At 67.0% G+C, this 25400-nt stretch carries 26 protein-coding genes and 3 tRNA genes; 11 read left to right on the top strand and 18 right to left on the bottom strand.

Annotation, left to right across the window (positions count from 1 at the left end; translation table 11 throughout):
• Window positions 1–40 precede the first annotated feature (40 nt).
• Together DWV11_RS06315 and DWV11_RS20360 are read left to right on the top strand one after the other, a co-directional pair.
• Window positions 41–508 (top strand): Lrp/AsnC family transcriptional regulator, encoded by a 468-nt coding sequence (locus DWV11_RS06315; protein ID WP_115788033.1) that lies wholly within the window; start codon window positions 41–43, stop codon window positions 506–508.
• A 143-nt stretch (window positions 509–651) separates the two neighbouring features.
• Window positions 652–1473: a hypothetical protein gene (locus tag DWV11_RS20360; RefSeq protein WP_245953466.1), complete on the top strand. Its 822-nt coding sequence runs from the start codon at window positions 652–654 to the stop codon at window positions 1471–1473.
• Between the two features lie 125 nt (window positions 1474–1598).
• Here the strand turns inward: DWV11_RS20360 and DWV11_RS06300 are convergent, their stop codons facing one another.
• Both DWV11_RS06300 and DWV11_RS06295 read right to left on the bottom strand, forming a co-directional pair.
• Entirely contained in the window at window positions 1599–3197 is a 1599-nt protein-coding gene (locus DWV11_RS06300) for a solute symporter family protein (RefSeq protein ID WP_115788110.1), read from the bottom strand.
• Window positions 3198–3226: 29 nt separating this feature from the next.
• The gene (locus DWV11_RS06295; protein ID WP_115788032.1) at window positions 3227–3625 is read right to left on the bottom strand and encodes a DUF485 domain-containing protein; all 399 of its coding nucleotides are present in this window, start codon (window positions 3623–3625) and stop codon (window positions 3227–3229) included.
• A gap of 186 nt (window positions 3626–3811) precedes the next feature.
• Here DWV11_RS06295 and DWV11_RS06290 point away from each other — a divergent pair, with 186 nt between their 5' ends.
• Genes DWV11_RS06290 through DWV11_RS06270 form a run of 5 tightly spaced genes read left to right on the top strand, consistent with a single transcriptional unit; the run spans window position 3812 to window position 8339 of the window.
• Complete coding sequence (locus DWV11_RS06290) at window positions 3812–4978, top strand: sensor histidine kinase (RefSeq protein WP_115788031.1); 1167 nt, start codon at window positions 3812–3814, stop codon at window positions 4976–4978.
• 29 nt (window positions 4979–5007) lie between these two features.
• Window positions 5008–5727 carry a LytR/AlgR family response regulator transcription factor gene (locus DWV11_RS06285; RefSeq protein ID WP_115788030.1) on the top strand — a complete coding sequence of 240 codons (720 nt, stop codon included), beginning with the start codon at window positions 5008–5010 and terminating at the stop codon, window positions 5725–5727.
• Window positions 5724–6095, top strand: a complete 372-nt coding sequence (locus DWV11_RS06280) for a DUF485 domain-containing protein (protein WP_115788029.1) — start codon at window positions 5724–5726, stop codon at window positions 6093–6095. Before DWV11_RS06285 ends, DWV11_RS06280 begins: the two co-directional genes overlap by 4 nt.
• A complete protein-coding gene (locus DWV11_RS06275; RefSeq protein WP_115788028.1) occupies window positions 6092–7555 on the top strand; it encodes a sodium/solute symporter in 1464 nt (487 codons plus the stop codon). The genes DWV11_RS06280 and DWV11_RS06275 overlap by 4 nt, the downstream gene beginning before the upstream one ends.
• Before the next feature lie 40 nt (window positions 7556–7595).
• Complete coding sequence (locus DWV11_RS06270; protein ID WP_245953465.1) at window positions 7596–8339, top strand: hypothetical protein; 744 nt, start codon at window positions 7596–7598, stop codon at window positions 8337–8339.
• Between the two features lie 6 nt (window positions 8340–8345).
• Here the strand turns inward: DWV11_RS06270 and DWV11_RS06265 are convergent, their stop codons facing one another.
• The 6 genes from DWV11_RS06265 to rpsB form a co-directional block, all read right to left on the bottom strand.
• A complete protein-coding gene (locus DWV11_RS06265) occupies window positions 8346–8930 on the bottom strand; it encodes a DivIVA domain-containing protein (RefSeq protein ID WP_115788027.1) in 585 nt (194 codons plus the stop codon).
• Window positions 8931–8951: 21 nt separating this feature from the next.
• Entirely contained in the window at window positions 8952–9875 is a 924-nt protein-coding gene (locus DWV11_RS06260) for a phosphatidate cytidylyltransferase (protein WP_115788026.1), read from the bottom strand.
• Entirely contained in the window at window positions 9875–10432 is a 558-nt protein-coding gene (frr, locus tag DWV11_RS06255; RefSeq protein WP_115788025.1) for a ribosome recycling factor, read from the bottom strand. Before frr ends, DWV11_RS06260 begins: the two co-directional genes overlap by 1 nt.
• A 95-nt stretch (window positions 10433–10527) precedes the next feature.
• Entirely contained in the window at window positions 10528–11265 is a 738-nt protein-coding gene (pyrH, locus tag DWV11_RS06250) for a UMP kinase (protein WP_115788024.1), read from the bottom strand.
• Window positions 11266–11408: 143 nt separating this feature from the next.
• On the bottom strand, window positions 11409–12245 hold the full coding sequence (tsf, locus tag DWV11_RS06245) for a translation elongation factor Ts (RefSeq protein ID WP_070350858.1): 837 nt from the start codon (window positions 12243–12245) through the stop codon (window positions 11409–11411).
• A gap of 120 nt (window positions 12246–12365) precedes the next feature.
• The gene (gene rpsB, locus DWV11_RS06240; protein ID WP_115788023.1) at window positions 12366–13199 is read right to left on the bottom strand and encodes a 30S ribosomal protein S2; all 834 of its coding nucleotides are present in this window, start codon (window positions 13197–13199) and stop codon (window positions 12366–12368) included.
• 406 nt (window positions 13200–13605) lie between these two features.
• Between rpsB and DWV11_RS06235 the strand changes: the two genes are divergently transcribed.
• Complete coding sequence (locus tag DWV11_RS06235; RefSeq protein WP_115788022.1) at window positions 13606–14127, top strand: M23 family metallopeptidase; 522 nt, start codon at window positions 13606–13608, stop codon at window positions 14125–14127.
• Window positions 14128–14132: 5 nt separating this feature from the next.
• Here the strand turns inward: DWV11_RS06235 and DWV11_RS06230 are convergent, their stop codons facing one another.
• The 6 genes from DWV11_RS06230 to DWV11_RS06205 form a co-directional block, all read right to left on the bottom strand.
• Window positions 14133–15326: an acyl-CoA dehydrogenase family protein gene (locus tag DWV11_RS06230; protein WP_115788021.1), complete on the bottom strand. Its 1194-nt coding sequence runs from the start codon at window positions 15324–15326 to the stop codon at window positions 14133–14135.
• Between the two features lie 252 nt (window positions 15327–15578).
• A tRNA-Ile gene (locus DWV11_RS06225) sits at window positions 15579–15655 on the bottom strand.
• A 109-nt stretch (window positions 15656–15764) separates the two neighbouring features.
• The gene (locus DWV11_RS06220) at window positions 15765–16961 is read right to left on the bottom strand and encodes a glycosyltransferase (RefSeq protein WP_115788020.1); all 1197 of its coding nucleotides are present in this window, start codon (window positions 16959–16961) and stop codon (window positions 15765–15767) included.
• Between the two features lie 103 nt (window positions 16962–17064).
• Window positions 17065–17970, bottom strand: coding sequence for a DMT family transporter (locus DWV11_RS06215; RefSeq protein WP_115788019.1), 906 nt, complete (start codon window positions 17968–17970; stop codon window positions 17065–17067).
• Window positions 17970–18605, bottom strand: a complete 636-nt coding sequence (locus DWV11_RS06210) for a CDP-alcohol phosphatidyltransferase family protein (RefSeq protein ID WP_115788018.1) — start codon at window positions 18603–18605, stop codon at window positions 17970–17972. The genes DWV11_RS06215 and DWV11_RS06210 overlap by 1 nt, the downstream gene beginning before the upstream one ends.
• Window positions 18606–18648: 43 nt before the next feature.
• On the bottom strand, window positions 18649–19485 hold the full coding sequence (locus DWV11_RS06205; RefSeq protein WP_115788017.1) for a phage holin family protein: 837 nt from the start codon (window positions 19483–19485) through the stop codon (window positions 18649–18651).
• 194 nt (window positions 19486–19679) lie between these two features.
• Between DWV11_RS06205 and DWV11_RS06200 the strand changes: the two genes are divergently transcribed.
• The 3 genes from DWV11_RS06200 (at window position 19680) to DWV11_RS06190 (ending at window position 21623) form a co-directional block, all read left to right on the top strand.
• A complete protein-coding gene (locus tag DWV11_RS06200; protein WP_115788016.1) occupies window positions 19680–20909 on the top strand; it encodes a multidrug effflux MFS transporter in 1230 nt (409 codons plus the stop codon).
• Window positions 20910–20937: 28 nt separating this feature from the next.
• On the top strand, window positions 20938–21147 hold the full coding sequence (locus tag DWV11_RS06195; protein ID WP_115788015.1) for a glycine zipper domain-containing protein: 210 nt from the start codon (window positions 20938–20940) through the stop codon (window positions 21145–21147).
• Window positions 21148–21215: 68 nt separating this feature from the next.
• Window positions 21216–21623 carry a hypothetical protein gene (locus DWV11_RS06190; protein ID WP_115788014.1) on the top strand — a complete coding sequence of 136 codons (408 nt, stop codon included), beginning with the start codon at window positions 21216–21218 and terminating at the stop codon, window positions 21621–21623.
• A 133-nt stretch (window positions 21624–21756) separates the two neighbouring features.
• Here DWV11_RS06190 and DWV11_RS06185 read toward each other — a convergent pair.
• The 4 genes from DWV11_RS06185 to DWV11_RS06170 form a co-directional block, all read right to left on the bottom strand.
• A tRNA-Asn gene (locus DWV11_RS06185) sits at window positions 21757–21829 on the bottom strand.
• Window positions 21830–21968: 139 nt separating this feature from the next.
• A tRNA-Asn gene (locus tag DWV11_RS06180) sits at window positions 21969–22041 on the bottom strand.
• Between the two features lie 74 nt (window positions 22042–22115).
• Entirely contained in the window at window positions 22116–24053 is a 1938-nt protein-coding gene (gene dnaG / locus DWV11_RS06175; RefSeq protein WP_115788013.1) for a DNA primase, read from the bottom strand.
• Window positions 24054–24085: 32 nt separating this feature from the next.
• Complete coding sequence (locus DWV11_RS06170; protein WP_115788012.1) at window positions 24086–25396, bottom strand: deoxyguanosinetriphosphate triphosphohydrolase; 1311 nt, start codon at window positions 25394–25396, stop codon at window positions 24086–24088.
• Window positions 25397–25400 lie beyond the last annotated feature (4 nt).

The raw sequence follows: 25400 nt of genomic DNA, 5'->3' as shown, positions 1-25400 counted from the left end.
CCCTGTCGGGCGCCTGGTCACCGTGCTAATGTTGCGCATTATGCAAGCTTTGGATGGCACAGACACCCGGCTGCTTTCGGCCATGGCGAAGGACCCGCGGGGGACTGTGGTGGCCTTGGCCCAGAAGCTCGGCCTGTCCAGGAACACGGTCCAGGCACGGATGGCGCAGCTCGAGAAGAAGCACGCCTTCCTGTCCTTCGAACGGCGGATCAACCCGGCGGCCCTGGGCTACCCGTTGCTGGCCTTCATTTCCGTGCATGTGCAGCAGCAGAAGCTCGGACAGCTGGCCGTTGAGCTGGCCGGGATCCCGGAGATCCTGGAGGGTCACGGACTCACCGGCTCCGCAGACCTGCTCCTGCGGGTGGTGGCCCTGGACGCCGAGGACCTCTTCCGCATCAACGGCAAGATCCTGGGCTGCGACGGCGTGGAGCGGACGGACACCGCCCTGGCGATGCAGGAGATGATCCCGTACCGGATGCAGCCGCTGCTGAAGAAGAGCGGCGGCTGACCGGGCCGGCCCCGGCGGCCCTTTACTTGCCCCGCCGCCGGAACATGCGGTTTGATTCAGACGGACGTCTTGGGGCCGGCCCGCGGTTCCCGGCACGCGTTCCAAGCAACGGCGGCGCAGGCGGCCGGAAAGGCGAACCCATCGTGAGCACTCCCCAGGATCCGCACAACCAGGATCCCCAGAAGCCCGACTGGACCTCCAGGCCCGTGCCCCCGCCACCGCCCGCTCCCCCGCATGTGGGGCAGGAGGGCCAGGCCGGACAGGAAGGCCAGTCTACGCAGGGCAGCCAGGTACCGCCGGCCCCTGAGCCGCAATATGGAGCGCCGCAATATGGGGCGCCACAGTACGGCCAACCCCAGTTCGGCCCGCCGCAGTACGGGACCCAGCCGCAATACGGCCCGCCGGGACAGGCACCCTATGGCCAGCAGGGCCAGCCGCCGTACCCGCAGCCGCCCTACGCTCAGCCACCGTACTCCCAACCACCGTACGACGGCAGCCAGCACGGGCAGCCGTTCGGCCAGCCGGCCGGGCCCGCGCGGAAGAGCCGCAAAGTGTTGTGGATTGTCCTTGGCGTTGTTGGCGCCGTGGTAATCCTCGCGGTAGTCGGCGTCGTGCTGCTGGTCAACCTGGTGGGCAATGCCACCGGCAAGGTCAAGGGCCAGGCCGAAGAATTCACCAACCTGCTGCTCAAGGGCCGGAACGACGAGGCCTACGACCGCTTCCTGACCGATTCACTCAAGGACGATCTGTCCAAAGCCAGCTTCATCCGCGGCATCAACGGGCTTGAGCTCAGCGATTCGTGCAAGACCAGCTACGACTCGGTCAACGTCGAGTCCAAGAACGGTGTCAACCATTCCGAGATCACCGGCACACTGGACTGCGACGGCCGCACGATCGAGCTCAAGTACGGATTCGTGGGTAACGAGGGAAAGATGGATGCCATCCGGATCAGGCCCCGGGGCTAGACGCTGGCGCCCGGCACCAAGCAGCCCGGCACCAAACCAGCCAACGGCCAAGCCCTCCTGCAGCGGACCGCAGGAGGGCTTCGGCGTTTCAGGGCGCCACGGGTTTCAGGGCGTGACGGAAAGGGTCAGTGCTCCACGGCCTTTTCGGCCCCGACCCCGGTGAGCGAACGGACTTCCATCTCCGCCTGCTTGGCCGGGTCCTCCCTGCGCTTGTCGAGCACGGTGCCCAACCAGCCCAGGAAGAAGGCGAGCGGGATGGACACGATGCCCGGGTTGCTCAACGGGAAGATGGCGAAGTTCGCGCCCTGGATCATGGAGGTCTTGGCCCCGGAAACCACAGGCGAAAGGGCGATCAGGATGATGGCTGCGGCGAGGCCGCCGTACATGCTCCAGACCGCGCCCCGGGTGGTGAACTTCCGCCAGAACAGCGAGTAGACGATCGTGGGCAGGTTGGCGGATGCAGCCACGGCGAAGGCGAGCGCCACGAGGAAGGCGACGTTCTGCCCGTTGGCAAAGATGCCGCCGAGGATGGCCAGGATGCCGATGACCACCACGGTCCGCCGGGCCACCTTGACCTCGGTGCCGGCGTCGGCCTTGTCCTTGGCGAGGACGTTCGCGTAGATGTCGTGCGCGAAGGAGGCCGCCGCCGTGATCGTGAGGCCGGCCACCACGGCGAGGATCGTGGCGAAGGCGACGGCGGAAATGAAGCCCAGGAGCAGCGGCCCGCCGAGGTGGAAGGCCAGCAGCGGTGCGGCCGAGTTGACACCGCCGGGTGCTGCCTTGATGGTGTCCGCCCCGACGAGCGCGGCGGCGCCGTAGCCGAGCACCAGGGTGAACAGGTAGAACAGCCCGATCAGCCAGATGGACCAGACCACGGACTTGCGGGCTTCCTTGGCCGTGGGCACGGTGTAGAAGCGCATCAGCACGTGCGGCAGGGCTGCTGTGCCGAGGACCAGGGCGAGGCCGAGCGACATGAAGTCCAGCTTGGACGTTTCGCTCTTGCCGTACTGCAGGCCGGGGTTGAGGACGTTCGGGTTGTTCGCGGCTTCGGCGGCGGAGCCGAGCAGGTTCGAGAGGTTGAAGCCATAGATCGACAGCACCCAGAGGGTCATGACGGCGGCGCCGCAGATCAGGAGCACGGCCTTGATGATCTGCACCCAGGTGGTGCCCTTCATGCCGCCGATGAGCACGTACATGATCATGAGGGCGCCGACGACGATGATCACCAGTGCCTGTCCGCCCCAGTCGCTGATGCCCAGCAGCAGGGAGATCAGGCTGCCGGCGCCGGCCATCTGCGCGAGCAGGTAGAAGAAGCAAACGGCGAGCGTGGACAGGGCCGCGGCGATCCGGACCGGGCGCTGCCGCAGCCTGAAGGAGAGCACATCGGCCATGGTGAACTTGCCGGTGTTGCGCAGCAGTTCGGCCACCAGCAGCAAGGCCACCAGCCAGGCCACGAGGAAGCCGATCGAGTACAGGAAGCCGTCGTATCCGTTGATCGCGATCGCCCCGGTGATGCCGAGGAAAGACGCCGCCGACAGGTAGTCGCCGGCGATCGCCGTGCCGTTCTGCGAACCGGTGAAGGAGCGGCCGGCTGCGTAGTAGTCCGCCGCCGTCTTATTGTTCCGGCTGGCGCGGAACACGATGACCATCGTGACCAGGACGAACAGGGCGAAGATGCCCATGTTCAGCAGGGTGGTGTCCTTGAGCGCGCCGACGTTCACCATGGGGGCTGCGCCGCCGATGGCCAGGCCGCTCACGGCTGCGCCCCCTTGGCTGCCCGTCCGGCGGCGACAGCCCGGCTGCCGGCGTCGAACTCATGTCCTTCGATTTCACCGCGGATCTCCGCCGCGATCGGATCAAGGCGACGGTTGGAATAGCTCACGTACCAGGCGGTGATGCCAAAGGTCGTGGCGAACTGGAGCAGCCCGAGCACCAGGCCCACGTTGATGTTGCCCCACAGTTTGGTGGACATGAACCCCACGGCGTAGTCGGCCAGCAGCACGTAGCCGAAGTACCAGAGCAGGAAGGCCACGGCCATCGGGAAGACGAAACTGCGGTGCCGCCTGCGCAGTTCGCGGAATTGTTCTGTTTGCTGCACTTGCTGGAAATCCACGGACTGCGTTGCGTCCGCCGGCTGGGCCTCATTACCCATGGTTTCCTCCTGGTTGACGTGTCCACAACGGACACCCGCCCTCGGGCGCCGTGTGATTGGAATCACTATTCAACGGAGGCTGTCGGGCGTGGAAGGCGTATGCGCCGCGGCGTCGCCCAGCGGAGCTGTCGGTGCGGTGAACGGCAGCCCGCAGGGCCGTTGCGGGCGGTTCGCTACTCTTGCTCCATGCCCGATTCACCGCTTCTCACCGCCGCAGCGATCGCCGTCATCGTGCTGGCGGCGGTGGCCGCCGTCGGCGTCGGCCTCATGGTGGTCCGGTCCTTCCGGGACCTGGGCACGGATGCGGAGCGGGCCACGTACAAGACCCTGCACGCGGCGTCCCGCGCGGGCGCGCAACTGCGCGCGGGGCTGCAGCCGGCGAGCGCGGCCAAGGCCAGCAAACAGCTGCGCCTCCTGCTGGGCTGCGACGCCCTCGCCATCACGGACCTTGACACGGTGCTCGCCTGGGACGGCATCGCCGAAGAGCTGAAACCGCAGCTGATGGCACTCGCGGCGCCGGTATTCGCCGACGGGCGCACCGCCCTGCTCACGGCATCGCCCTCGCTGAAGGCCGTCATCGCGCCGATCCGGACCAACAACCGGGTGGCCGGCTGCGTCGCTGCCTTCGCGCCGCACGCGGGCGCCGGGCTGGTCCGGGCCACCGGCGAACTGGCAGGCTGGGTCGCCACCCAGGTGGAACTGGCCGAACTGGACGCCTCACGGACCCTTCTGATGGAGGCCGAAGTCCGGGCACTGCGGGCCCAGATCAGCCCGCACTTCATCTACAACTCCCTCAACGCCATCGCTTCCTTCATCAACACGGATCCGGCCAGGGCGCGTGAACTGGTGGTGGAGTTCGCCGACTTCACGCGCTACTCCTTCCGGCGGCACGGGGACTTCACCACCCTGGCCGAGGAACTGCGCAGCATCGACCGCTACCTGCTCCTCGAACGTGCCCGCTTCGGCGAACGCGTACAGGTCAGCCTGCAGATCGCCCCCGAGGTCCTGAGCACCGTGATTCCCTTCCTGAGCCTGCAGCCGCTGGTGGAGAACGCGGTGCGCCACGGCCTGGAGGCCAAGGAAGGCCCGGGACACATCACCATCCGTGCCTACGATTCGGGCGCGGACGCCGAGGTGACGGTGGAGGACGACGGCGTGGGGATGGACCCGGAGCACCTCCGGTCCGTGCTGGCCGGCCACGCCGACGGCGAGCACGTCGGCCTGCGCAACGTCGATGCCCGCCTGCGGCAGGTGTACGGGGACGAGTACGGCCTGGTCATCGAGACTGCCCCGGGCGAGGGCACCCTGATCACGCTCCGGGTGCCCAAGTCCCAGCCCGGGCACGATGCCTGAGGGCCGGCGGCGGAGGTTAAGCTGCTGTCATGATCAACGTCCTCGTCGCCGACGACGAGCTGCCCGCCGTCGAAGAACTCGCCTTCCTGCTGGGCCGGGATGAGCGCGTGGGTACCATCCACCGCGCCTCGTCCGGTTCAGAAGCATTGCGGGTCCTGGCGAACGAATCCGTCGACGTCGCCTTCCTGGACATCCACATGCCGGCCCTCTCGGGGCTGGACATCGCGCGGGCCATCTCGCGGATCCCGGTTCCGCCCGCCGTCGTCTTCGTCACCGCGGACGAGGACTGCGCGCTGGAGGCCTTCGAACTGGCCGCCGTCGACTATCTCCTCAAACCGGTGCGCGCCGAAAGGCTCGCGCGATCCCTCGGCCGGGTCAGCGAACTCCTCCGGGACGGCAGCCCGGCCCCGGAGATGATCACCGTGGACCAGGGCGGCACCACCCGGATGATCCGCCGGGACGACGTCAGCTATGTCCAGGCCCAGGGCGACTACGCCCGCCTGCACACGGCAGAGGCCAGCTACCTGATCCGGGTCCCGCTCAGCGACCTCGAACAGCAGTGGGCCGAGGCCGGATTCATCCGCATCCACCGCTCGTACCTGATCTCCCTGAACCACGTGGAGCACCTCAAACTCGGCGCCGCGCACCCGTCCGTGACGGTGGCCCGGGCCGAACTGCCGATCAGCCGCAGGCACCTGCCCGCCGTGCGGGACAAGCTCGGAACCACCCGGATACGGCCGCAGGGATGACCAGGGTACGGGTCACCGCGCCGCAATCGGCCGGACGGCGTCCTGCAGGCCTTCCGCCCGGCGCTTCCCCAGGCCGCGACGCCGCACTGGATTCCGACGCCGGGCGCCTCTACGTCCGTTCGCTGATCCGTTCCCAGCTGCGGCTGGCGATCGTGGTGGCGGTTGGCTTCCTGCTGGTGCTTGCCGCCTGCGGGCTGATGGTCGCCTTGGTGCCTGACCTTGCCGTACTGCGCCTCCTGGGCATTCCCTTGAACTGGTTGCTGCTGGGCGCGGGGCTGTACCCGGTGATCGGCCTGGCGGCCTGGCTGTACAACCGCTCCGCGGCCCGGAACGAGGCCCGTTACCGCGAGCTGGTGGACGAGCGGTGAATCCCCCGGTCGGCTTGGCGGCGTTTCTGCTCGTGGTGGTCGCGACGGCGGCCGTCGGCTTCTACGGTTTGCGGATTTCGCGCACCACCGGCGATTTCTACGTCGCCTCCCGGACGGTTCCGCCGTGGTGGAACGCCTCGGCGATCGGCGGGGAGTATCTCTCCGCGGCCAGCTTCCTCGGGGTAGCCGGGCTGATCCTGCTCTCCGGGACGGATGCCTTGTGGTTCCCGGTGGGCTACACGGCCGGCTACCTGATGCTGCTGCTGTTCGTGGCCGCACCCCTGCGCCGCTCCGGGGCGTACACGATCCCGGACTTCACCGAAGCCCGGCTGGAATCCACGGCGGTGCGGCGGGTGACCAGCCTGGTGGTGGTCGCCGTCGGCTGGCTGTACATCGTGCCGCAACTACACGGCGCGGGGCTCACCATCCGGATCAGCACGGGGCTGCCGTCATGGGTGGGCGCGGTGGCGGTGGTCCTGGTGGTGTACCTGAGCGTCGCGGCGGGCGGCATGCGTTCCATCACCTTCGTCCAGGCGTTCCAGTATTGGCTCAAGCTCACAGCGCTCGCCGTTCCGGTGGTCTTCGTGCTGCTGCACCAAGGCGGCGGCGCGGCCCTCCCCGCCCCGGAGGCCGTCAACCCCACCGGCGTTCCGGCCGCCGGGCCGTACCAGACGGTTTCCCTCTTGGTCGCCCTGCTCTTCGGCACCCTCGGCCTGCCGCACGTGCTGGTGCGTTTCTACACCAATCCGGACGGCCACTCGGCCCGCCGGACCACCCTGATCGTGCTGGGCCTGCTGTCCGTCTTCTATCTCTTCCCCACCGCGGCCGGGCTACTCGGCCGCATGTACGCACCCGGCCTGGCCCGCGACGGCCGCTCCGACGCCCTCGTGCTGCTGCTGCCGGGCGAGCTGGTAGGCGGGCCGGCCGGCGACGTGCTCTCAGCACTGGTGGTCGCAGGCGCCTTCGCGGCGTTCCTCTCCACCACCTCCGGGCTGGTGGTTTCGCTGGCCGGCGTCATCAGCCAGGACCTGCTGGGCGGCAGCGTCCGCGGCTTCCGGATCGGGGCGCTGCTGGCCGCCGTCGTTCCGTTGGCCTTCGCCCTGGTCACGGATTCACTGGGCCTTGCCGGAAGCGTGGGGCTGGTGTTCGCGTTCACGGCGTCCACCATCTGCCCCGTGCTGCTCCTGGGCATCTGGTGGCGCGGGCTGAGCGATGCCGGAGCCATCGCCGGGATGCTGACCGGTGCCGTGCTGTGCGGGGGCGCGATGGTGGCGGGGACACTCTTCGGCGGAGTGTCGGCGCCGGGCTGGCTGGCGCAGCCGGCGGCCTGGACGGTCCCCTCCGCCTTCACCGTGATGGTGCTTGTTTCGCTGGCCACCAAGCAACGCATTCCCGGAACGGTGGCCCGGGTGATGACCCGCCTGCACGTGCCCGAACGGCCGCTCGCAGGCGGGCGCTGAACGTCTCGCGCACGGCTGCCGGAAGGTGGACAATGGCCGCATGTCCGGCATGGACCATCCGCACTCCGGCACCGGGCTTCCCGACGGCGGCCCGGAACTGCCCGTGGCGGCGGCACCGGCCGCGGTGCGTGCCCAGCTTCTCGCCACCGAGCACTGGAGCCTGCTCGCGTCCCGGAGCACCACCCAAGGCGAGGTGTTGACCCGGATCAGCATGTTCCTGACCTTCACTTCAGCAAGCCTGCTCAGTGCGGCCCTCGTGGGCCAGGCCACGAAATTCTCCGACACGTTCATCATCTTCGGGATCGTCGTGCTGTTCATCGACTTGGGAATCGGCCTGCTCACCCAGATCCGCGTGATGTACGTGGGCATGGAGGACCTGATGTACGTGATTGCGATGAACCGGCTGCGGGCCGCGTATGTCGAACTGGACCCTGGCCTTGCCCGGTACCTCATGGCCGCCAGCCACGACGACCTGCCCGGGTCGCGGAAAACCTACTACTTCTTCGGCACCCGGAGCCAGGGCGGGCACGTCGCCGGAAGCAGCATGACCTTCATCATCGCGGTGAACGCGGCCCTGATCGCACTGCTGTCGGGCACACTGCTCGTCCTGCCCGGCGTCCCCGTCGGGCTGGCGGTGCCCTTCGCGGCGCTGTGCGGGCTCGCTTTCGGCTTCGTCTCGCTGCTGCGCGGATACCAGCGGTACACCGCGGCGTGGCAGGGCTTCGCGCCGCTCTCCCCCACGCCGCCGCAGGAGCAGGCGGAGGGCCAGCAGGCCGAAGGCTAGCCTGAATCAGTCGATCGCGGCCATCAGTTCGACCACACGGTCCAGGAAGGCATCGACCTGCGCCTCGTCGTAGCCGGCCGGGCCCTTGGCCGCACGGAACGCGGCCCGGCGGACGCTGTCGACACTGAGCGGCTGGTCCTGTTCCAGGTAACCGATGAGCTGCTCGCACAAGGCGTCGACGTCGGCAACATCGTAGCTGCGGACGCGCTTCTTCTCCGGCCTCCGGAAGCGCTGGCCGGCCGGGCGGTGCAGCCGCGCCCGCAGCACACCGGAGAGCTTGCCGATTTGGCGCAGCCAGCCCTCTTCGCCCTCGGCTTCGATGAGTTCGTCCCGTTCGCGGCGGGCGAAGGCGTCCTCCAGGCGGTCCAGGGCGGCGTCCACCACCGCGGCATCGTAGCCGCCCTTCACAGGGTCGAAGGACACCGAGCGGACATCGCTGCTGCCCGTCGTGACCTCGGCGTGGGCCGGGCTCTCGAAGGAAACCCGTGCCCGCTGGAAGAACTGGTCCACCTGCTTGGCGTTGTAGCCATACTTGTTGCGTTCCACGCGCTCAAAGGCCGCGGGAATCTGCCGACGAACGTCAACTGCCACTGTTATCCCTCCGGATTGTTGTCAGGCGCCGCTCAGCAACGCGAAAAGAATGAAGGCCACCGGCGCGGCAAAAACGATTGAATCGAGCCGGTCCATCACACCACCGTGGCCGGGCAGGATGCTGCTCATGTCCTTGACGCCGAGTTCACGCTTGACCATCGACTCGGCCAGGTCTCCCGCGGTGGCGGCGGCGACCATACCGACGGCGAGCACGATGCCCACCCACCAAGGCCTGTCCAGCAGGAAGATGCTGGCCAGGACGCCAATCAGCATGGCACCGGCCACCGATCCCGCGAAACCTTCCCAGCTCTTCTTCGGGCTGATCTTCGGAGCCATCGGATGCCTGCCGAACAGGGCGCCCACCAGGTAGCCGAAGGTGTCGTTGGAGACGACCAGAAGCAGCATGACGGCAGTCTGCCACGCGCCCGCCGGAACCTGCCCGCCGGGCCAGAGCCCCGCCGTCGTGGCTCCCCCGGTGGCGTGCAGCGGAAGGATCGCGAAACTAATCAGGAACGGCACCCACGCAAGGGTGAAGACACCGGCGAAAATGCTGCGCGGCGCACCGGCGGCGCTCTCCAGGGACCGCCACAGCAGCACGGCTGCGCAGCTGAGCAGGAAGGCGAACAGCAGGCTCTCCTGTCCGCCGAAGTAGGCGGCCAGGGGCATGGCCACCGTGCCGGTCATGACCGGGATGATCGGCAGCAGGGTTCCGCCGTGGGCGTCCAGCGCGCGGAAAATCTCCCAGACGCCCAGCACCGCGAACGCGGTGGTGATCAGCACGAAGCCCAGTGGCAGGAAAAGGAGCCCGCCAAGGACCACCACCAACAGGAAAAGCCCGACGCCGATGGCCGCCGGAAGGTTCCGGCCCGCCTTCGGCGTCGGGTTGCCGCTTTTCCGCCTGGCTCGGGTGGTTCCGTGCATGGGCGCGGGCTCAGCCTGGCTCATCAGACCTCGAGGAGCTCGGCTTCCTTGCGCTTGAGCAGCTCATCGATGCTCTCCACGTGGGCCTTGGTCAGGGCGTCGAGTTCCTTTTCGCCGCGGGCACCTTCGTCTTCGCCGGCCTCGCCGTCCTTGACGAGCTTGTCCAGGGAGTCCTTGGCCTTGCGGCGGATGCTGCGGATGGAGACCTTGGCGTCTTCACCCTTGCCCTTGACGATCTTGACGTACTCCTTGCGGCGTTCCTGGGTCAGCTCGGGGATGACCACGCGGATCACGTTGCCGTCGTTGGACGGGTTGGCGCCCACCTCGGAGTCGCTGAGGGCCTTCTCGATGTCGCGCAAGGCGGTCTTGTCGTAGGGGGTGATCAGGATGGTACGGGCGTCCGGCACGGCGAAGGAAGCCAGCTGCTGCAGCGGCGTCGGCGTGCCGTAGTACTCCACGATCACCTTGCTGTAGAGGGCGGGGTTGGCGCGACCGGTGCGGATCGACGCGAAGTCCTCCTTGGCTACCTCGACCGCCTTGTCCATCTTCTCCCCGGCTTCGAGCAAGGTTTCTTCGATCACGGTTTCTCCTCAGAAATAGTCGCGCCCGTCTTGCCGGGTGCACAGTAAAAGTCCGCCTCGTGGGGCGGAGGGTCCTAGAAGTATCCTAGCCGCTGCTAGGGGGTGACGAGCGTACCGAGCTTTTCGCCCAGGATCGCGCGCGTGACGTTGCCTTCGCCTTCCATGCCAAACACCACCATGGAGAGCTTGTTGTCCTTGCACATGGTCATGGCGGTTTGGTCCATGACGCGGATGTCCCGGCGCAGGGCGTCGTCGTAGCTGAGGTTTTCCAGCTTTTCGGCGGAGGGATCCTTCTTGGGGTCGGCGGTGTACACGCCGTCCACGCCGCTCTTGGCCATCAGCACGACGTCGGCGTGGACCTCAAGGGCGCGCTGGGCTGCCACGGTGTCGGTGGAGAAGTAGGGCAGGCCGGCACCGGCACCGAAGATCACCACTCGGCCCTTTTCCATGTGGCGGATGGCGCGGCGCGGAATGTAGGCCTCGGCCACCTGTCCCATGGTGATGGCGCTCTGGACGCGGGTCTCGACGCCGGCCTGTTCCAGGAAGTCCTGCAGGGCCAGGCAGTTCATGACCGTTCCGAGCATGCCCATGTAGTCGGCCCGGGAGCGGTCCATGCCGCTCTGGGAAAGTTCGGCACCACGGAAGAAGTTGCCGCCACCCACGACGATCGCGACTTCCACCTCGGAGACGGCCGCAGCGATCTGCTTGGCGACTGCGCGGACGGTTTCCGGGTCCACACCGAGCTTGCCGCCGCCGAAGACCTCGCCGGAAAGCTTCAGGAGCACGCGGCGCTTGGTCTTTTCGGGCTGGATTGCTGTGTTCTCGGATTCCATGGTGCCTTCCCGTTGGTGGACTCTGGCTAGATTATCTTGCTGGGCGCCGGGGCAGAAAGACGCCCGGCGGGCGCATGCGGCGGGCGCGCGGCCGCATGCAAAAGGGGCGGCCACCGAAGTGACCACCCCTCTATTGCGTGCGACTAGTTGCCGACGCGGAAACGTGCGACGGCAGTTGCCTTGACGCCGGCCTCTTCGAGGACCTGGGCGACGGTCTTCTTGGAGTCCTTGGCGAAAGCCTGGTCCAGGAGGACTTCACCCTTGTAGAAGCCGGTCACGCGGCCTTCCACGATCTTCGGCAGGGCGGCTTCCGGCTTGCCTTCGGCCTTGGCGGTCTCTTCGGCGATGCGGCGCTCGGACTCGACCAGCTCAGCCGGAACATCTTCGCGGGTGAGGTAGTTCGGGGCCATGGCGGCAACGTGGACGGCGACGTCGTGGGCGGCGGTGGCAGCGGCTTCGCCTTCACCGTCGACAGCGAACAGCACGCCGACCTGGGCCGGGAGGTCCTTGGAGGTCTTGTGCAGGTAAGCGTCGACCGTGGCGCCTTCGATGCGGGCGATGCGGCGGACGGCGACCTTCTCACCGAGAACGGCGCCTTCTTCGACAACGACCTCGGACAGCGGCTTGCCGTCAACGTCGACTGCCAGGAGGGTCTCGAGGTCGGCAGCGCCGGACTCGACGGCCACGGCCAGGACCTTGTCGGCCAGCTGGATGAACTTGTCGGCCTTGGCGACGAAGTCGGTCTCGCAGTTGACTTCGACCATCACGCCGACGTTGCCGGTGACCTTGGCGGCAACCAGGCCTTCGGCGGTTGCGCGGCCTTCACGCTTGGTAGCGCCCTTGAGGCCCTTGATTCGGATGATTTCAATGGCCTTCTCGGCGTCGCCGTTGGCCTCGTCAAGAGCCTTCTTGACATCCATCATGCCGGCGCCGGTGCGCTCGCGCAGGGCCTTGATGTCTGCAGCAGTGTAGTTCGCCATGTGAACCCCTCTGTCTAGAAATTTATGTGTTTACGGACTGACAGGACGGCTGCCCGCCTGGCGGGCCGCCATCCTGTCAGTAGCTCCCGCTGCCGTTGCAGGCCACGGGAAAGTCCGGATCTACTTTGCTTCTTCGCCTGCAGCAGCGTCAGCAGCGGGTGCCTCTTCGGCAGCCGCAGCTTCAGCCTTGCTGCCCTCGAGGAGCTCGCGCTCCCACTCGGCCAGCGGCTCTTCCGGAGCCTCGGCAGCACCGGTTGCACGCTGGTTGCGGGCGATGAGGCCTTCTGCCACGGCGTCGGCAACGACGCGGGTCAGCAGGTTCACGGAGCGGATGGCGTCGTCGTTGCCCGGGATCGGGAAGTCGACTTCGTCGGGGTCGCAGTTGGTGTCCAGGATGGCAACAACCGGGATGTTCAGCTTCTTGGCTTCGTCAACCGCGAGGTGTTCCTTCTTGGTGTCGACAACCCACAGGACCGAAGGAGCCTTGGTCAGGTTGCGGATACCGCCGAGGTTGGCCTCGAGCTTGGTCAGTTCACGACGGAGGAGCAGGAGCTCCTTCTTGGTGTAACCGGAGCCGGCGACGTCCTCGAAGTTGATCTCTTCGAGTTCCTTCATGCGCTGGATACGCTTGGCAACCGTGGAGAAGTTGGTGAGCATACCGCCCAGCCAACGCTGGTTGACGTAGGGCTGGCCCACGCGGGTGGCCTGCTCGGCGATTGCTTCCTGGGCCTGCTTCTTGGTGCCGACGAACAGCACGGTGCCGCCGTGGGCAACGGTGGCCTTGACGAACTCGAAGGCGCGGTCGATGTAGGACAGCGACTGCTGCAGGTCAATGATGTAGATGCCGTTGCGCTCGGTGAAGATGAAGCGCTTCATCTTCGGGTTCCAACGACGGGTCTGGTGTCCAAAGTGGACGCCGCTGTCAAGCAGCTGGCGCATGGTTACGACGGGCATGCCGACGCTCCTTCCGGCAGGTCATTCATGAGAGAGCCTCGCGGGCTGCTCTTACCCTGCCAATAGTTGACGGTTGTTAGCGGACCCGGAAGGGTCCTACTCCTGGCATCCCTTGCACCCCTCATCCGCTCAATGACCGGACCGCAAGGGGCACAATCCTCCACAGCATTGATCCACCAGGATCTGGATGTGGAGGGCTGGATGCGCGTAGTCAATTTGAGGCCCCCGCGCGGCTGAATGAGCCACGCTTCTGAAACAGCTTGAGGGCACGGCAAACTGCAGTCACAAGTGTACTACAGCAGCCGCCCCGTCCGGTGCGCCGTGGGAGCGTCGCAAAGGGCCGGGTTTTCCACATAGCCGGGTGTGGGGCTTTCCACGGACAGGCCGGATCCGGAAGCTGGATCTCATGAAATCCGGCCCTCTCCTGACCGTCCTGGTGCTTGTCACGGCCCTCGCCGGACCGGCCGGTGCCGCCCCCGCGGCGCAAACTCCGGAAAACACCGCCCGCCCGTCCTGGAACTGGCCACTTTCCCCCAAGCCGGTGGTCGTCCGGCCCTTCGACCCGCCGCCGGAACCGTGGTTAAGCGGGCACCGCGGCGTGGACCTGCAGGCAACGGCCGACGGCGCTTCCGTCACCTCGCCCGCCGACGGCGTGGTGGCCTTCGTGGGCGTAGTGGTGGACCGTCCGGTGATCACGGTGGATCACGGCGGCGGACTGCGCAGCAGCTTCGAACCGGTGCGCAGCAGACTTCACCAGGGTGATCCGGTGACGAAAGGCCAGGAGATCGGCGTCCTCGAGCCCGGCCACTGCGGGCAATTGCCGTGCGTGCACTGGGGTGTGCGGCGCGGCGAGGAGTACGTCGATCCCCTGGCCTTCGTCATGGATCTGCGGCCGTCCATCCTGCTGCCGCTCGAAGGGCCGCCGTAGACGGGCTAGACGATCGCGGAGATCCCGGTGATGGCCCGCCCGGTCACGAGGGTGTTGATCTCGTAAGTACCTTCGTAGGAGTAGATGGCCTCGGCGTCGGCGAAGATCTTGGCCATTTCGTAGTCGGTGACGATGCCGTTGCCGCCCAGGATACTGCGGCCGAGGGCCACGCTCTCCCGCATGCGGTCCGTGGTGAAGGCCTTCGCGAGGGCGGACTGCTCGTCCTTGGCCAAGCCAACGTCTTCGAGCTGGGCCAGGCGCACCATCATCCCCATGGAGCTGACGGCGTTGCCGAGGATCTGCACCAGCTGCTGCTGGACCAGCTGGAAGGAGGCAAGGGGGCGGCCGAACTGGATCCGTTCGACGGCGTAGCGGCGGGCGACATCGAAGGCCGCCAACTGCTGGCCCACGGCCTGCCACGCGACGGCGAGGCGGGTGACCTTGAGGACCTTGTTGGTGTCCCGGAAGCTGTTGCCGTTGGCGAGCTTGAAGAAGTCCGGTACCACCACGTCGTCGAGCACGATGTCGGCATTCTGGACCGTGCGCAGGGAGATCTTGTTTTCGATCTTGCTGGCCGAATAGCCCGGGAGGGAGGTGTCAACGAGGAACGCCTTCACCTGGTTGTCGGCCACGTCGCGGGCGTAGATGACGACCCAGTCGGAGAAGGTGGCGTTGCCGATCCAACGCTTGGCACCATTGAGGATCCAGGTGTCGCCGTCGCGCCGCGCCGTGGTACGGGTGCCCCCTGCAACATCGGAGCCGCCCAGCGGTTCGGTCAGGCCGAAGGCGCCGATCTTCTTCATGGAGTAGATGTCCGGCAACCAGGCGTCCTGCTGCTCCTGCGAGGCCAGCGCCTCGATGGAACCGGTGAACAGGCCGTCGTGGACACCCATGAACGTGGCGATGGAGGTGTCGGCGCGGGTGACTTCGGCGTGCACCAGCCCGGCGAACAGGTTCGAGAAGCCCTGGCGGCGGACAGGGCTGACCAGGTCGATCTCGGCCAGTTTGGGGATCAGCTCCATGGGGAACTCGCCGCGGTTCCAGCAGTCCACGGCGATCGGCTTGACCTCGCGGGCCAGGAACTCCCGGATCTCGGCGAGCCGGTCCCGCTCCTTGTCGGTGAGCAGTTGCTCGAAACCGTAGAAGTCGCCGTCGGCGTAGGGAAGGTTTTCCGGATCGATGGCAGTCGTGGTGGACATGCGGGCACCTCCATTGGTGTGGGCAAGTTCGCACGGCGCCGCCGGGCGGCAGCGTGCTACCTGAAAGTAAGTTACTGATGAGTAACATACCGCATCGCGATGCGGGCTTCAATGGCCGTCCCCCGGCCGGGGTGATTCACGCCTGATGACCGGGCCGGGTGAGCCGGCCCGGGGTGATTCACGCCGGGTGCTTCAGTCAAAGTCCTTAAAACGAAAGGACCCCGGAGATCCGATTGGATCTCCGGGGTCCCTTGGTAGGGCTACTCGGACTTGAACCGAGGACCTTAGGATTATGAGTCCCGCGCTCTAACCAGCTGAGCTATAGCCCCGTGACGGCCGGGAATCCGCTGGGTTCAGCGGCCCTCCGGCCGAAAGCACTCTAGCAATACTAGTGCCAGGCACGCGTTCATTGCGTGCACGCCGGCGCTGGCGCGGGTCCTAGAGTACCTTGTCCTCGTTGGACGCTCCGCGGTAGAGGTCCTCGAACGTCTGCAGGGTGCCCTGGATGCTGTGCGGCTCCACCATTTCACGGCTGACCTTGCCCATCACTGCAAGCTCGTCCTTGGACAGGCGGACCAGCTCGGTGATGCGGGCTGCCAGTTCGCTGCTGTCGCCCGGCGTGAACAGATAGCCGTTCTCGCCCTCGCGGACCAGGTGCGGGAGCGCCATCGCGTTGGCCAGCAGCACCGGGGTTGAGGCGGACATCGCCTCGAGGGTGACCAGCGACTGGAGTTCGGCCGTGCCGGGCATGCAGAAGATGTCCGCCTGGATGTAGGCCTTGCGCAGTTCCTCGTCGCTGGCCAGGCCCAGGAACTTCACGCGGTCCTGCAGGCCGAGGCGGGCCACCTGGGCTTCGAGCGCCGGGCGCACCTCTCCCCCGCCGACGATCTCCAGATGCACTTTGAGCTCGGACGGCGTCTTGGCGACGGCGTCGATGAGCACGTCCACATGCTTCTCCTCGGCGAGGCGGCCGACGAAAAGCACCGTGGGGTGCTCGTGCGGCTCGATGACTTCGCCCGGCTGCAGTTCGTAGGCCGCGGAGTCGATGCCGTTGGACAGCGGCAGCACCTTGCGGAGGAACGCGTGCTGGTGCATCGCTTTCGCGGCCAGCGGAGTGGGCGTGGTAACGACGTCGGCCTGGCCCATCACCTTGCCCATGTCCTTCCACGAGATGCGGCCGATGATGTTCTTGAACCACTGCGGGAAGGGCAGGAAAGGGTTCAGGTTCTCCGGCATGAAGTGGTTGGTGGCCACGACGCGGACGCCGCGCTTCACGGCCTCGTACAGGACGTGCTCGCCGATCATGTAGTGGCTCTGGATGTGCACCACGTCCGGCTGCACCTTGTCGAACAGGAGGCTGATTTCCTTCTTGATCTCCCACGGGAAGCAGATCCGGAAGTACTCGTGGGTGGGGACGCTGTGCGAGCGGAGGCGGTGAACGGTGGCTTCGTCACGGAATTCGGTGAAGCTCTTCCCCTTGTCCTGGCGGCAGGCCAGGACATGGACGTTGTGGCCGCGCTCGCTCATGCCCTTGGCCAGCCGGTACCCGAACTGTGCTGCACCGTTGACGTGCGGCGGGTAGGTGTCGGCCGCAATCAGGATGGTGAGGGGTTTGGTGTTGCCGGGAATGGTCACGTGGAGAACTCCTGTTTGTCACGGTGTGAACACCACGGGAAGCTGTGCCCCGCGGTGCCTTCGCCGCCTGCCCGCATGTGGCGGTGCAATCGCGAAGCTTGCCTTAGGCTTTCCGCGCGGAGGGCGCTTTGGAGTCCCGTTTCCGCTTGGTGACCTCCGGATGGTGCCGGCTCAAGGCAATAACCCCCACGATAGCAAGGACAGCAGCCGCAGCCATGGCGATTGCCGTTACGGCGTGGACATCGGGACGAAGCTCACCAAGAATCGTGATGCCGATGGCGATCCCCACGATCGGGTCGATGACCGTCAGCCCGGCGATGACGAGGTCCGGCGGCCCGCTCGAATAGGCGCTCTGGACGAACCAGGAGCCCAGGCCGCCCGCCGCGGCGATCGCCACAACGGAGTACGGCGAAACGTTCAACAGGAACAAGCCGTTGGGGTCGAGCAGGTGCTTGCCGATGATCCTGGTCAGCACCGCCACGAAGCCGAACAGCACACCGGCGCCGAGGATGTAGACGAAGGCGCTCATGCGGTGCTTGAACAGCGCTGCCAGGGTGCCGAACAGGCCCACCGCCAGCGCCAGCAGCAGCACGATGGTCAGTTCGTCCTCGCCGCTGACGTGGTGGTTTTCCTGGGTGACGTTGACCGCCAGGAGCACGAAGAGGGCGGACCCCGTCACGCAGGCGCTGATCGCCACCACCGTGGCGCGGTTGATGCTGAGCCCCTGGTCCTTGGCGTTGACCACGGTGGTGATCACCAGGGCGATCGCACCGATCGGCTGGACCACCGTCAAAGGCGCAGTCACCAGGGCGACCGCATTCAGGGCCATGCCGGCCCACAGCAGCAGGAGTCCGAGCACCCAGCGCGGGTTGCGCAGCAAGCGCAGGAAGCCATTGGAACTCAGGGCAAGGCCACCGGTATCGGCCTTGACGGCACTGCCTTGGCGCTGCGCCCCGAAGGCCATGCAGAATGCGCTGAGCACAGCGAGAAGAACGGCGAGCCAGACCATCAGCCTCGACCGCCGTCGTCCATGGGGTCCTGCTCCCGCAGTTCCCGGCCCTTGCGGCGGATCGCCCAGAAGTAGTTCCAGGCCGCGATCCAGTGCCCCGCCAGGCCCAGGCCCAGGCAGATCCATGCCAGCACGAAGCTGGCGGCGGAGAGCGGGAAGGACAGCTTGGACAACAGCAGCAGGGGGGTGCCCAGGAGCAGGAATGCGGTGCGGATCTTGCCGATCCTGCTCACGGGAAGGTCGGGGTGGCTGCGGAAATAGAACAGCGAGACCGAGCCGAGAATCGCGTCGGGGACCACCAGCGCCGCGAGGTACCACCATTCGACGACGCCGGCGATTACGAGCGTGACGGCGACGGCGATGAGCGCCAGCCGGTCGGCAGCAGGGTCGAGGATGCGACCGAGCCGCGAGGTCTGGTTGAAGCGGCGGGCGACGTAGCCGTCGATCCAGTCGGTGCTGCCCATGATGGCCAGGACGAGCACGGCGTAACCGTATTCGCGGGCTCCGAGGACCAGCCAGACGAACACCGGAACTCCCATGAAGCGGAGCACGGTCAGGAAGTTGGGAACGGTGAAGACCAGATCGTGGTCGATCTGCGGCTGGCCCGGACGGGCACCGGCGCCGATGAACTTCATCTGTCCCCTTGAATCCTGTTACCTGTCGTGGTGATGTTTTTGCTTACTTCCTGAAGAGTCTCCGGAGTCCGACGACGAGCACCGCCGCGGAGGCGAGGAAGGCCAGGATTTCCTTCCAGCGTCCCGCGAACCGCCCGGATAGTCCGTCCGGAAGCCGCTTGCCGAGGTCCCCGGCGAACTTCCGTCCGTCGTCGAGCTTCTCCTGGGCGAGGTCCTGGAAGAACTTCCCCTGGGTCTTGAAGTCCAGTTCGGATCCGAGTTGGTCGCGGACACCAGCCAGGTGCGCGCGGCGCTGCTGCAGACGGCGCAGCAGTTCGTCCTTGTCCGGCGAGGGAGGCTCGTCCCGGTGGCGCGCCTCCTCCTTGGCAGCGGCTTCCTCCTTCGCCTTCCGGACAGCTTCTTCCTTGGCGGCCTTCGCGGCTTTGTAGGCCTCCGAGTCCGGGTCCAGGATGCTCGCGTCGAAGTCGGAGCCCTCGGTGAGGACACCGAGATCGTGCTTGAGTCCGCGGATGGTTTCGGCCGGCAGCAGCGGCTGCGCCTTCTTGAATCCGTTGAAGGCCACGAGCCCTCCGATCGCGATCACCAGCAGGAACGCAGCGGAGACCACGAGGGCCGCGAGCCACCCGGGCATGACAGTCGCGAGTCCGAGGATCGCCGCCACCACGAGGGCTATGACCAGCAGCAGCGCGAAGACGAGGGCCACGCCCACGAAGGCGCCGGCAATACCGAGCTTGACGCCCTTGTCCTTGAGTTCAAGCTTCGCGAGCCGGATTTCGTCGTTGAGCTGCCGGGGCACGAGCCGGCCGGCGAGCTTGATGGTCCTCGGCAGTGCCCCGATTCCCGGGCCCATCCCGGGCTTGCCCCTGTGACGTCCGCTCATCAGTTCCCCGCCTTACTGCTCTCTACGTATCCGTCGGTCGGCGGCGCCAACCCGAACCCCATTCTCGGCACCTGCCCACAAAACTACCATTCAGCCTTCTTCCGCTTTTCCGGCCTGTTTCCCGGCGCGCCCCCGCACCCCAGGGAATGCGCGGCCAGGGCTATCAGAGATATGACCTTTGGCACATAGGATTGGTGTTCGTGACGACTCCCCCTGCCCGCGGTGATGCCCTCAGCCGACGCGAAAAGCTCCTGTACATCCTCCTCCTGGGCGCCCTCACTGCGCTCGGCCCTTTCACGGTGGACCTGTACCTGCCAGCTTTCCCGGCGCTGGAACAGCATTTCGGGGTATCGGCGGCCGCGATTCAGCTGACCCTGGCAGGCACCACGGTGGGTTTCGCCATCGGCCAGCTCGTCGTCGGACCCTTCAGCGACAAGTTCGGCAGGCGCATGCCGCTGATCCTGGCAACCGCGCTCCACATCGCCTCGTCCCTCGGCGCCGCCCTGTCCACAGACATCGGCGCTTTGTCCCTGTTCCGTGTCCTCATGGGCATCGGTGCAGCCGGCGGCGGCGTGGTGGCCATGGCCATGGTCCGGGACCTCTTCCACGGCTACGCCATGGTGCGGATGTTCTCCCGTATGTCCCTGGTGAACGGCCTGGCCCCCATCCTGGCGCCGATCATCGGTTCCCAGCTGCTGCTGGTGATGCCGTGGCCCGGCATCTTCTACTTCCTGGCGGGCTACGGGTCCCTGGTGATCATCGCAGCGATCTTCCTGATCCGGGAAACCTACCCGCCTGAGCTCCGCAGCCAGGGAAGCACGACGGCAGCCCAGCGGTACCGGGCGGTCTTCAGTGACCGGATCTTCGTGGGCATGCTCCTGGTGGGCGGCTTCAATTTCGGCGGGCTGTTCGCCTACCTCTCGGCCTCGACCTTCCTGTTCCAGCAGGTCTACTCCTTTTCGCCGCAGGAATACGGCCTGCTGTTCGGCGTCAACTCGCTGGGCATCGTGGCCGGTGTCCAGATCAGCTCCCGCGTCATCAAGCACGTGGCACCGCAGTGGATCATGGCCTGCGCGACGGCATGGCTGCTGCTCATGGCCCTCCTGATCGTCCTGTTCGACATGCTCCACCTCGGGCTGTGGGGCGTGATCATCCCGCTGTGGTTCTACATCCTCGCCACCGGTTTCATGTTCCCCTGCGTGCAGGTGGTGGCGCTGGCCAACCACGGGGCACAGGCGGGAACCGCGGCGTCGCTGCTGGGTGCTTCGAACTTCATGATGGCCGGAATCATCCCGCCCGTGGTGGGCGTGCTCGGCGTCGCGTCGGCCACGCCGATGGGCGCCGTCCAGGCGGTCTGCGTGTGCTGCGCGGTCCTGGCGCTGTGGCTGGTAGTCCGCCCGCGCACCGTTCCGTCGATCCACTAGTCGATCCACTAGCCCCTAGGCTGGAACCATGGCCCGCAACCCTTCCGGAAACCGCCCGGACCCCAAGCGCCCGCACCGCAACGGACGCGGCCTTTTCGTGGGCGCGGTGATCGGCGCCGTCGCCGGCTTCTTCCTGGGACGCAACCTCGGCAACCCGCTGTTCGGCGCCCTCCTGGGTGCCGTGATCGGTGCCGCCTTGATGTACCGGATCAACCCGGGACCCTGGAAGCGGGACTGAGCCTGCCGGCGCGTTAACGGCCCCGGCCGGCCCTGTTGTGCTCCCGGGCCCGGCGATAAAGTTGAACTGTGCCCCGTTGGCAGGATACACACCCGGTTCCGGCGCCCTGGCAGCGGCAGGACAACGGAATCCTGCCCCTGTGGTGGGACCGCCTGTGTTCAGTGACGAGTCCGCAGTCGGCGGCCCTGTACGCGGCCGGGCTCTTCACCGAAGACCGGCGGCGGCCGATCGCCCAGTGGTTCAACCCGGACACCGGAGCAGCCCTCCTGGTGGCCCCCGAAACGTCCCCCGAATGGCCCGTGCAGCGCTTCGGAATCTTTTATGCGCCTCCGGGCAGCGGCTTCACCCGGGTGCACTCCTCGCCGCACGAGTGGCACCCGCGCGAGCCCCGCACGCCTCCGACGGAAGACGAAGCGTTCCACGCCGCCGTTGACGAGGCCGCCAGGTTCCTGCAAGTTGAAATGGACTTCGTCTGACACGGCGGAAAAGCCCTGGAAGACAAAAGGGCCCGTACCGCGTTTCCGCGGTACGGGCCCTGTGCGACACGGCGGAAAAGCCCTGGAAGACAAAAGGGCCCGTACCGCGTTTCCGCGGTACGGGCCCTGTGCGCTCCTCCGACTGGACTTGAACCAGTAACCCTTCGATTAACAGTCGAATGCTCTGCCAATTGAGCTACGGAGGAATGAAGCGGTTATGACTTTAGCAAAGGTCGGGCCACTTCGCGAAATCGGCGCCGGCCGGCGGCCCCGCTTCCGAAAAATACCCTCCCGGGGTATGAAAATGCCCCCGCTCCGGGGGATCCGGAACGGGGGCATCGGGAGCTCCTCCGACTGGACTTGAACCAGTAACCCTTCGATTAACAGTCGAATGCTCTGCCAATTGAGCTACGGAGGAATGAAGCGGTTATGACTTTAGCAAAGGCCCGGCGGGAAACGAAATCGAGGCCCGGACGCTGTCCATGAACCGGCTTACTGCTCCGCCCGGAGCGCCCTGCGCTGCATCTCGAGTTCCATGAGTTCACGGTTGAGCTGCTGGAACTCCTCCGGGTTGGCGGCGGCGTCCAGGCGCTGCAGGCGGCCCATCTTGTCCGCCTTGATGCGGGTGATCTGCAGCTCGAAGAGGCGCGCCAGGATGTCCCGGCAGTAGCGCTGTATGGCTTCGGGGGTGCTGGCCGGCAGCGGCACCACGGCGAGCTCGGATACGAGGCCGCGCAGGGGCTCGGGCATCTCCTGCCGGACGGCTTCCACCCAGGCCACCGGATCCCCGGCACGGGCCAGCCCGGCGGCCCGGATGGCGTCGTGCACGGCGGCGTACACCGGCGTGGCGAAGCGGGACAGCTCGAAACGGTCCCAGGCCGGACCGGTCAACACGGAGGGATCCTGCAGCACCACTTCGAGCGCCTGCCGTTCCATGGCGGCCACCGGGTCGCGCGGGTCCGGACGGTGGAAGCCTGCCCCACTGCCCGACGTCGGCATGGCGGCTCCCGCCGGACCGCCCGCCTCCTGCGGGCCGCCGCTGCCCTGCGACCCTCCCGGGCCGCCCGCGCCGCCCTGTCCGCCCTGCGCGGCCCGCTTCTGCGCTCCGCTGACGGCCCGGCTGACGTCCTCGATGGGCATGCCCAACCACCCGGCCAGTTCACGGACATATGCCGGGCGCAAGCCGGAGTCCCGGATCTGCGCCACGACCGGCGCAGCCTCGCGCAAAGCGGCCACGCGGCCCTCCACGGTGTCCAGGTCGTGCCGCTTCAGGGACGCCCGGATGGCGAACTCAAACAGCGGCCGGCGGCTGCCGATCAGTTCACGCACGGCCGCGTCGCCGCGCAGCTGCCGGAGGTCGCAGGGGTCCGCACCGGTGGGTTCCACCGCCACATAAGTCTGGGCGACAAAGCGCTGGTCCTCCTCAAAGGCGCGCAACGCCGCCTTCTGGCCCGCGGCGTCGCCGTCGAAGGTGAAGATGACCTCACCCCCGCTGCCGTCGTCCGAGAGCAGGCGGCGGGCGATCTTGATGTGGTCGGCGCCGAAGGCAGTGCCGCAGGTGGCCACGGCAGTGCCCACGCCGGACAGATGGCAGGCCATCACGTCCGTGTAGCCCTCAACGACCACCAGCTGGCGGTCCTTGGCGATGTTCCGCTTGGCGAGGTCGATCCCGTAGAGCACCTGGGATTTCTTGTAGAGCGTGGTCTCCGGGGTGTTCAGGTATTTGGGCCCCTGGTCGTCCTCATAGAGCTTGCGCGCTCCGAAGCCGATGGTGTCCCCCGCGATGTCCCGGATGGGCCAGATGAGCCTGCCGCGGAAGCGGTCATAAATCCTCTGTTGATTTCCGGGTCCCCCGGCCGAGAACATGCCCGTGAGCTTCAGCTCGGCGTCCGTGAAGCCGCGGCCGCGCAGGTGCTTGAGGAGCGAATCCCAGCCCTGCGGGGCGTAGCCGACGCCGAACTGTTCGGCGGCCGCGCGGTCGAAGCCGCGGCCGTGCAGGAAGTTCCGGCCCTCCGCCGCGCCCGGGGTCAGCAGCTGGGAACGGAAGAATTCATCGGCAATCTTGTGGGCGTCCAGCAGCCGCTGCCGCTTGCCCACCTCCTCGCGGCTGGGCCCGGTGCCGCCGTCCTCGTAGCGGAGCTCGTAACCAATGCGGGCCGCGAGCTTCTCCACGGCCTCGTGGAAGGAACTGTGGTCCATTTTCTGGACGAAGGAGATGACGTCCCCGTCCTCGCCGCAGCCGAAGCAGTGGTAGCGGCCCACCTGGGGGCGGACGGTGAAGGAGGGCGAACGCTCGTCGTGGAAGGGGCACAGGCCCTTGTAGGTCCCGAGGCCGGCGCCCTTCAGGGTCACATAGCCGTCAACGACTTCCTTGATGTCCGTGCGCTGGCGTACCTCGTCGATATCCTCACGTTTGATCAGGCCAGCCACCGGATAAGTCTATGCAACTCTCCGGGTCCGGCTCACCACAGCGACGGCAGGCTGCCCACCAGGCGCTCGTACATCGCCAGCGCGGAGGCATCCGTGAGGGACGCCACCTGGTCGACCACGACGCGGAGCCGGGCGGCGTCGTCGACGGCGTCACGCCAGTCCGCGGCGAACATCGGCTCCAAATGCCGGTCGCCGCTGGCGTTCAGCACACCCACCAGGGCGTGCAGGACTTCCCGCTGCCGCTCGTAGACCGGCTGGCGATGGTCCGTGGAAATCACGAAAGTGGTGGCGAGGCCCTTCATCACGGCGATCTCGGTGACGGTCTCTTCCGGCACCATCAGTTCAGCACTGAAGCGGGTGAGCCGGTCCGGGCCGAAGTGGCGCCGGGTGGTTTCCAGGGCGCTCTGGCAGAAACGGCCGATCAGCTGGCTGGTCATGTTCTTCAAAGCGGCCATCGATTTGCGGCTGCCGTCCGCCTCGCGCACCCAGACGCTGGTGGCCTCGAGGCGGGCCAGGGCGGCGTCGATCTCCGCGGGTTCGTTGTGCGGCAGGTACCACTGGCGGGTGTAGCCCACCACGCGGGCGCGGTGGTCCGGGTTGTCGAGCCACTTCAGCTGGAAGTGGCCGGCCACGATCGCGTCCTCGACGTCGTGCACAGAGTAGGAAATGTCGTCGGCGAGGTCCATGACCTGGGCCTCGATGCACGAGCGGTTGCCCGGGGCGCCTTCGCGCAGCCAGGCGAAGATCGGCAGATCGTCCTCGTAGGCGCCGAACTTGCTGGTGCGGTGGCCGTGGATGACGGGAGCGTCAGCGGCGGACCAAGGGTATTTCGACGCCGCGTCCAGGCTTGCACGGGTCAGGTTCAGTCCCGCCGGTTCCCCGCCCGGAGTGAGCACCTTCGGCTCGAGCCGGGTCAGCAGCCGCAGGGTCTGGGCGTTGCCCTCGAAGCCGCCGATCGCATGGGCGAGCTCGTTGAGGGCAGACTCGCCGTTGTGCCCGAACGGCGGGTGGCCGAGGTCATGGCTCAGGCAGGCGGTGTCCACGACGTCCGGGTCGCAGCCCAGGGCCCGTCCGAGTTCGCGCCCTACCTGGGCGACCTCGAGGCTGTGGGTCAGCCGGGTGCGCACGAAGTCGTCGGTGTCCGGGGCCACCACCTGGGTCTTGGCTCCGAGCCGGCGCAGCGCCGAGGAATGCAGCACCCGGGCACGGTCCCGCTCGAAGTCCGAACGGTAGTTGCTCTTCCGGGGTTCCTGGACCCAGCGGGCGGAGTCGGCCTCGCTGTAGCCCGGAATGACCGGGGCGGAATCGCTCCGGGTGCTTGCGGACAGTGCTTCGGTTCCCATGTGG

Source organism: Arthrobacter silvisoli (assembly GCF_003369445.1).
Classification (GTDB): Bacteria; Actinomycetota; Actinomycetes; order Actinomycetales; family Micrococcaceae; genus Arthrobacter; species Arthrobacter silvisoli.
This window is presented reverse-complemented; position numbering and strand designations above follow the sequence as displayed.

What these genes read in the sequence shown, in the direction of transcription:
- DWV11_RS06205 (WP_115788017.1), bottom strand. Translation starts at nt 19,485, where the DNA reads ATGAGCGGACGTCACAGGGGCAAGCCCGGGATGGGCCCGGGAATCGGG.
- tsf (WP_070350858.1), bottom strand. Translation starts at nt 12,245, where the DNA reads ATGGCGAACTACACTGCTGCAGACATCAAGGCCCTGCGCGAGCGCACC.
- rpsB (WP_115788023.1), bottom strand. Translation starts at nt 13,199, where the DNA reads ATGCCCGTCGTAACCATGCGCCAGCTGCTTGACAGCGGCGTCCACTTT.
- DWV11_RS06300 (WP_115788110.1), bottom strand. Translation starts at nt 3,197, where the DNA reads ATGGTGAACGTCGGCGCGCTCAAGGACACCACCCTGCTGAACATGGGC.
- DWV11_RS06285 (WP_115788030.1), top strand. Translation starts at nt 5,008, where the DNA reads ATGATCAACGTCCTCGTCGCCGACGACGAGCTGCCCGCCGTCGAAGAA.
- DWV11_RS06230 (WP_115788021.1), bottom strand. Translation starts at nt 15,326, where the DNA reads ATGTCCACCACGACTGCCATCGATCCGGAAAACCTTCCCTACGCCGAC.
- pyrH (WP_115788024.1), bottom strand. Translation starts at nt 11,265, where the DNA reads ATGGAATCCGAGAACACAGCAATCCAGCCCGAAAAGACCAAGCGCCGC.
- DWV11_RS06290 (WP_115788031.1), top strand. Translation starts at nt 3,812, where the DNA reads ATGCCCGATTCACCGCTTCTCACCGCCGCAGCGATCGCCGTCATCGTG.
- DWV11_RS06270 (WP_245953465.1), top strand. Translation starts at nt 7,596, where the DNA reads ATGTCCGGCATGGACCATCCGCACTCCGGCACCGGGCTTCCCGACGGC.
- DWV11_RS06215 (WP_115788019.1), bottom strand. Translation starts at nt 17,970, where the DNA reads ATGGTCTGGCTCGCCGTTCTTCTCGCTGTGCTCAGCGCATTCTGCATG.
- DWV11_RS06260 (WP_115788026.1), bottom strand. Translation starts at nt 9,875, where the DNA reads ATGAGCCAGGCTGAGCCCGCGCCCATGCACGGAACCACCCGAGCCAGG.
- DWV11_RS06295 (WP_115788032.1), bottom strand. Translation starts at nt 3,625, where the DNA reads ATGGGTAATGAGGCCCAGCCGGCGGACGCAACGCAGTCCGTGGATTTC.
- DWV11_RS06315 (WP_115788033.1), top strand. Translation starts at nt 41, where the DNA reads ATGCAAGCTTTGGATGGCACAGACACCCGGCTGCTTTCGGCCATGGCG.
- DWV11_RS06280 (WP_115788029.1), top strand. Translation starts at nt 5,724, where the DNA reads ATGACCAGGGTACGGGTCACCGCGCCGCAATCGGCCGGACGGCGTCCT.
- DWV11_RS06210 (WP_115788018.1), bottom strand. Translation starts at nt 18,605, where the DNA reads ATGAAGTTCATCGGCGCCGGTGCCCGTCCGGGCCAGCCGCAGATCGAC.
- DWV11_RS06235 (WP_115788022.1), top strand. Translation starts at nt 13,606, where the DNA reads ATGAAATCCGGCCCTCTCCTGACCGTCCTGGTGCTTGTCACGGCCCTC.
- DWV11_RS06195 (WP_115788015.1), top strand. Translation starts at nt 20,938, where the DNA reads ATGGCCCGCAACCCTTCCGGAAACCGCCCGGACCCCAAGCGCCCGCAC.
- DWV11_RS06170 (WP_115788012.1), bottom strand. Translation starts at nt 25,396, where the DNA reads ATGGGAACCGAAGCACTGTCCGCAAGCACCCGGAGCGATTCCGCCCCG.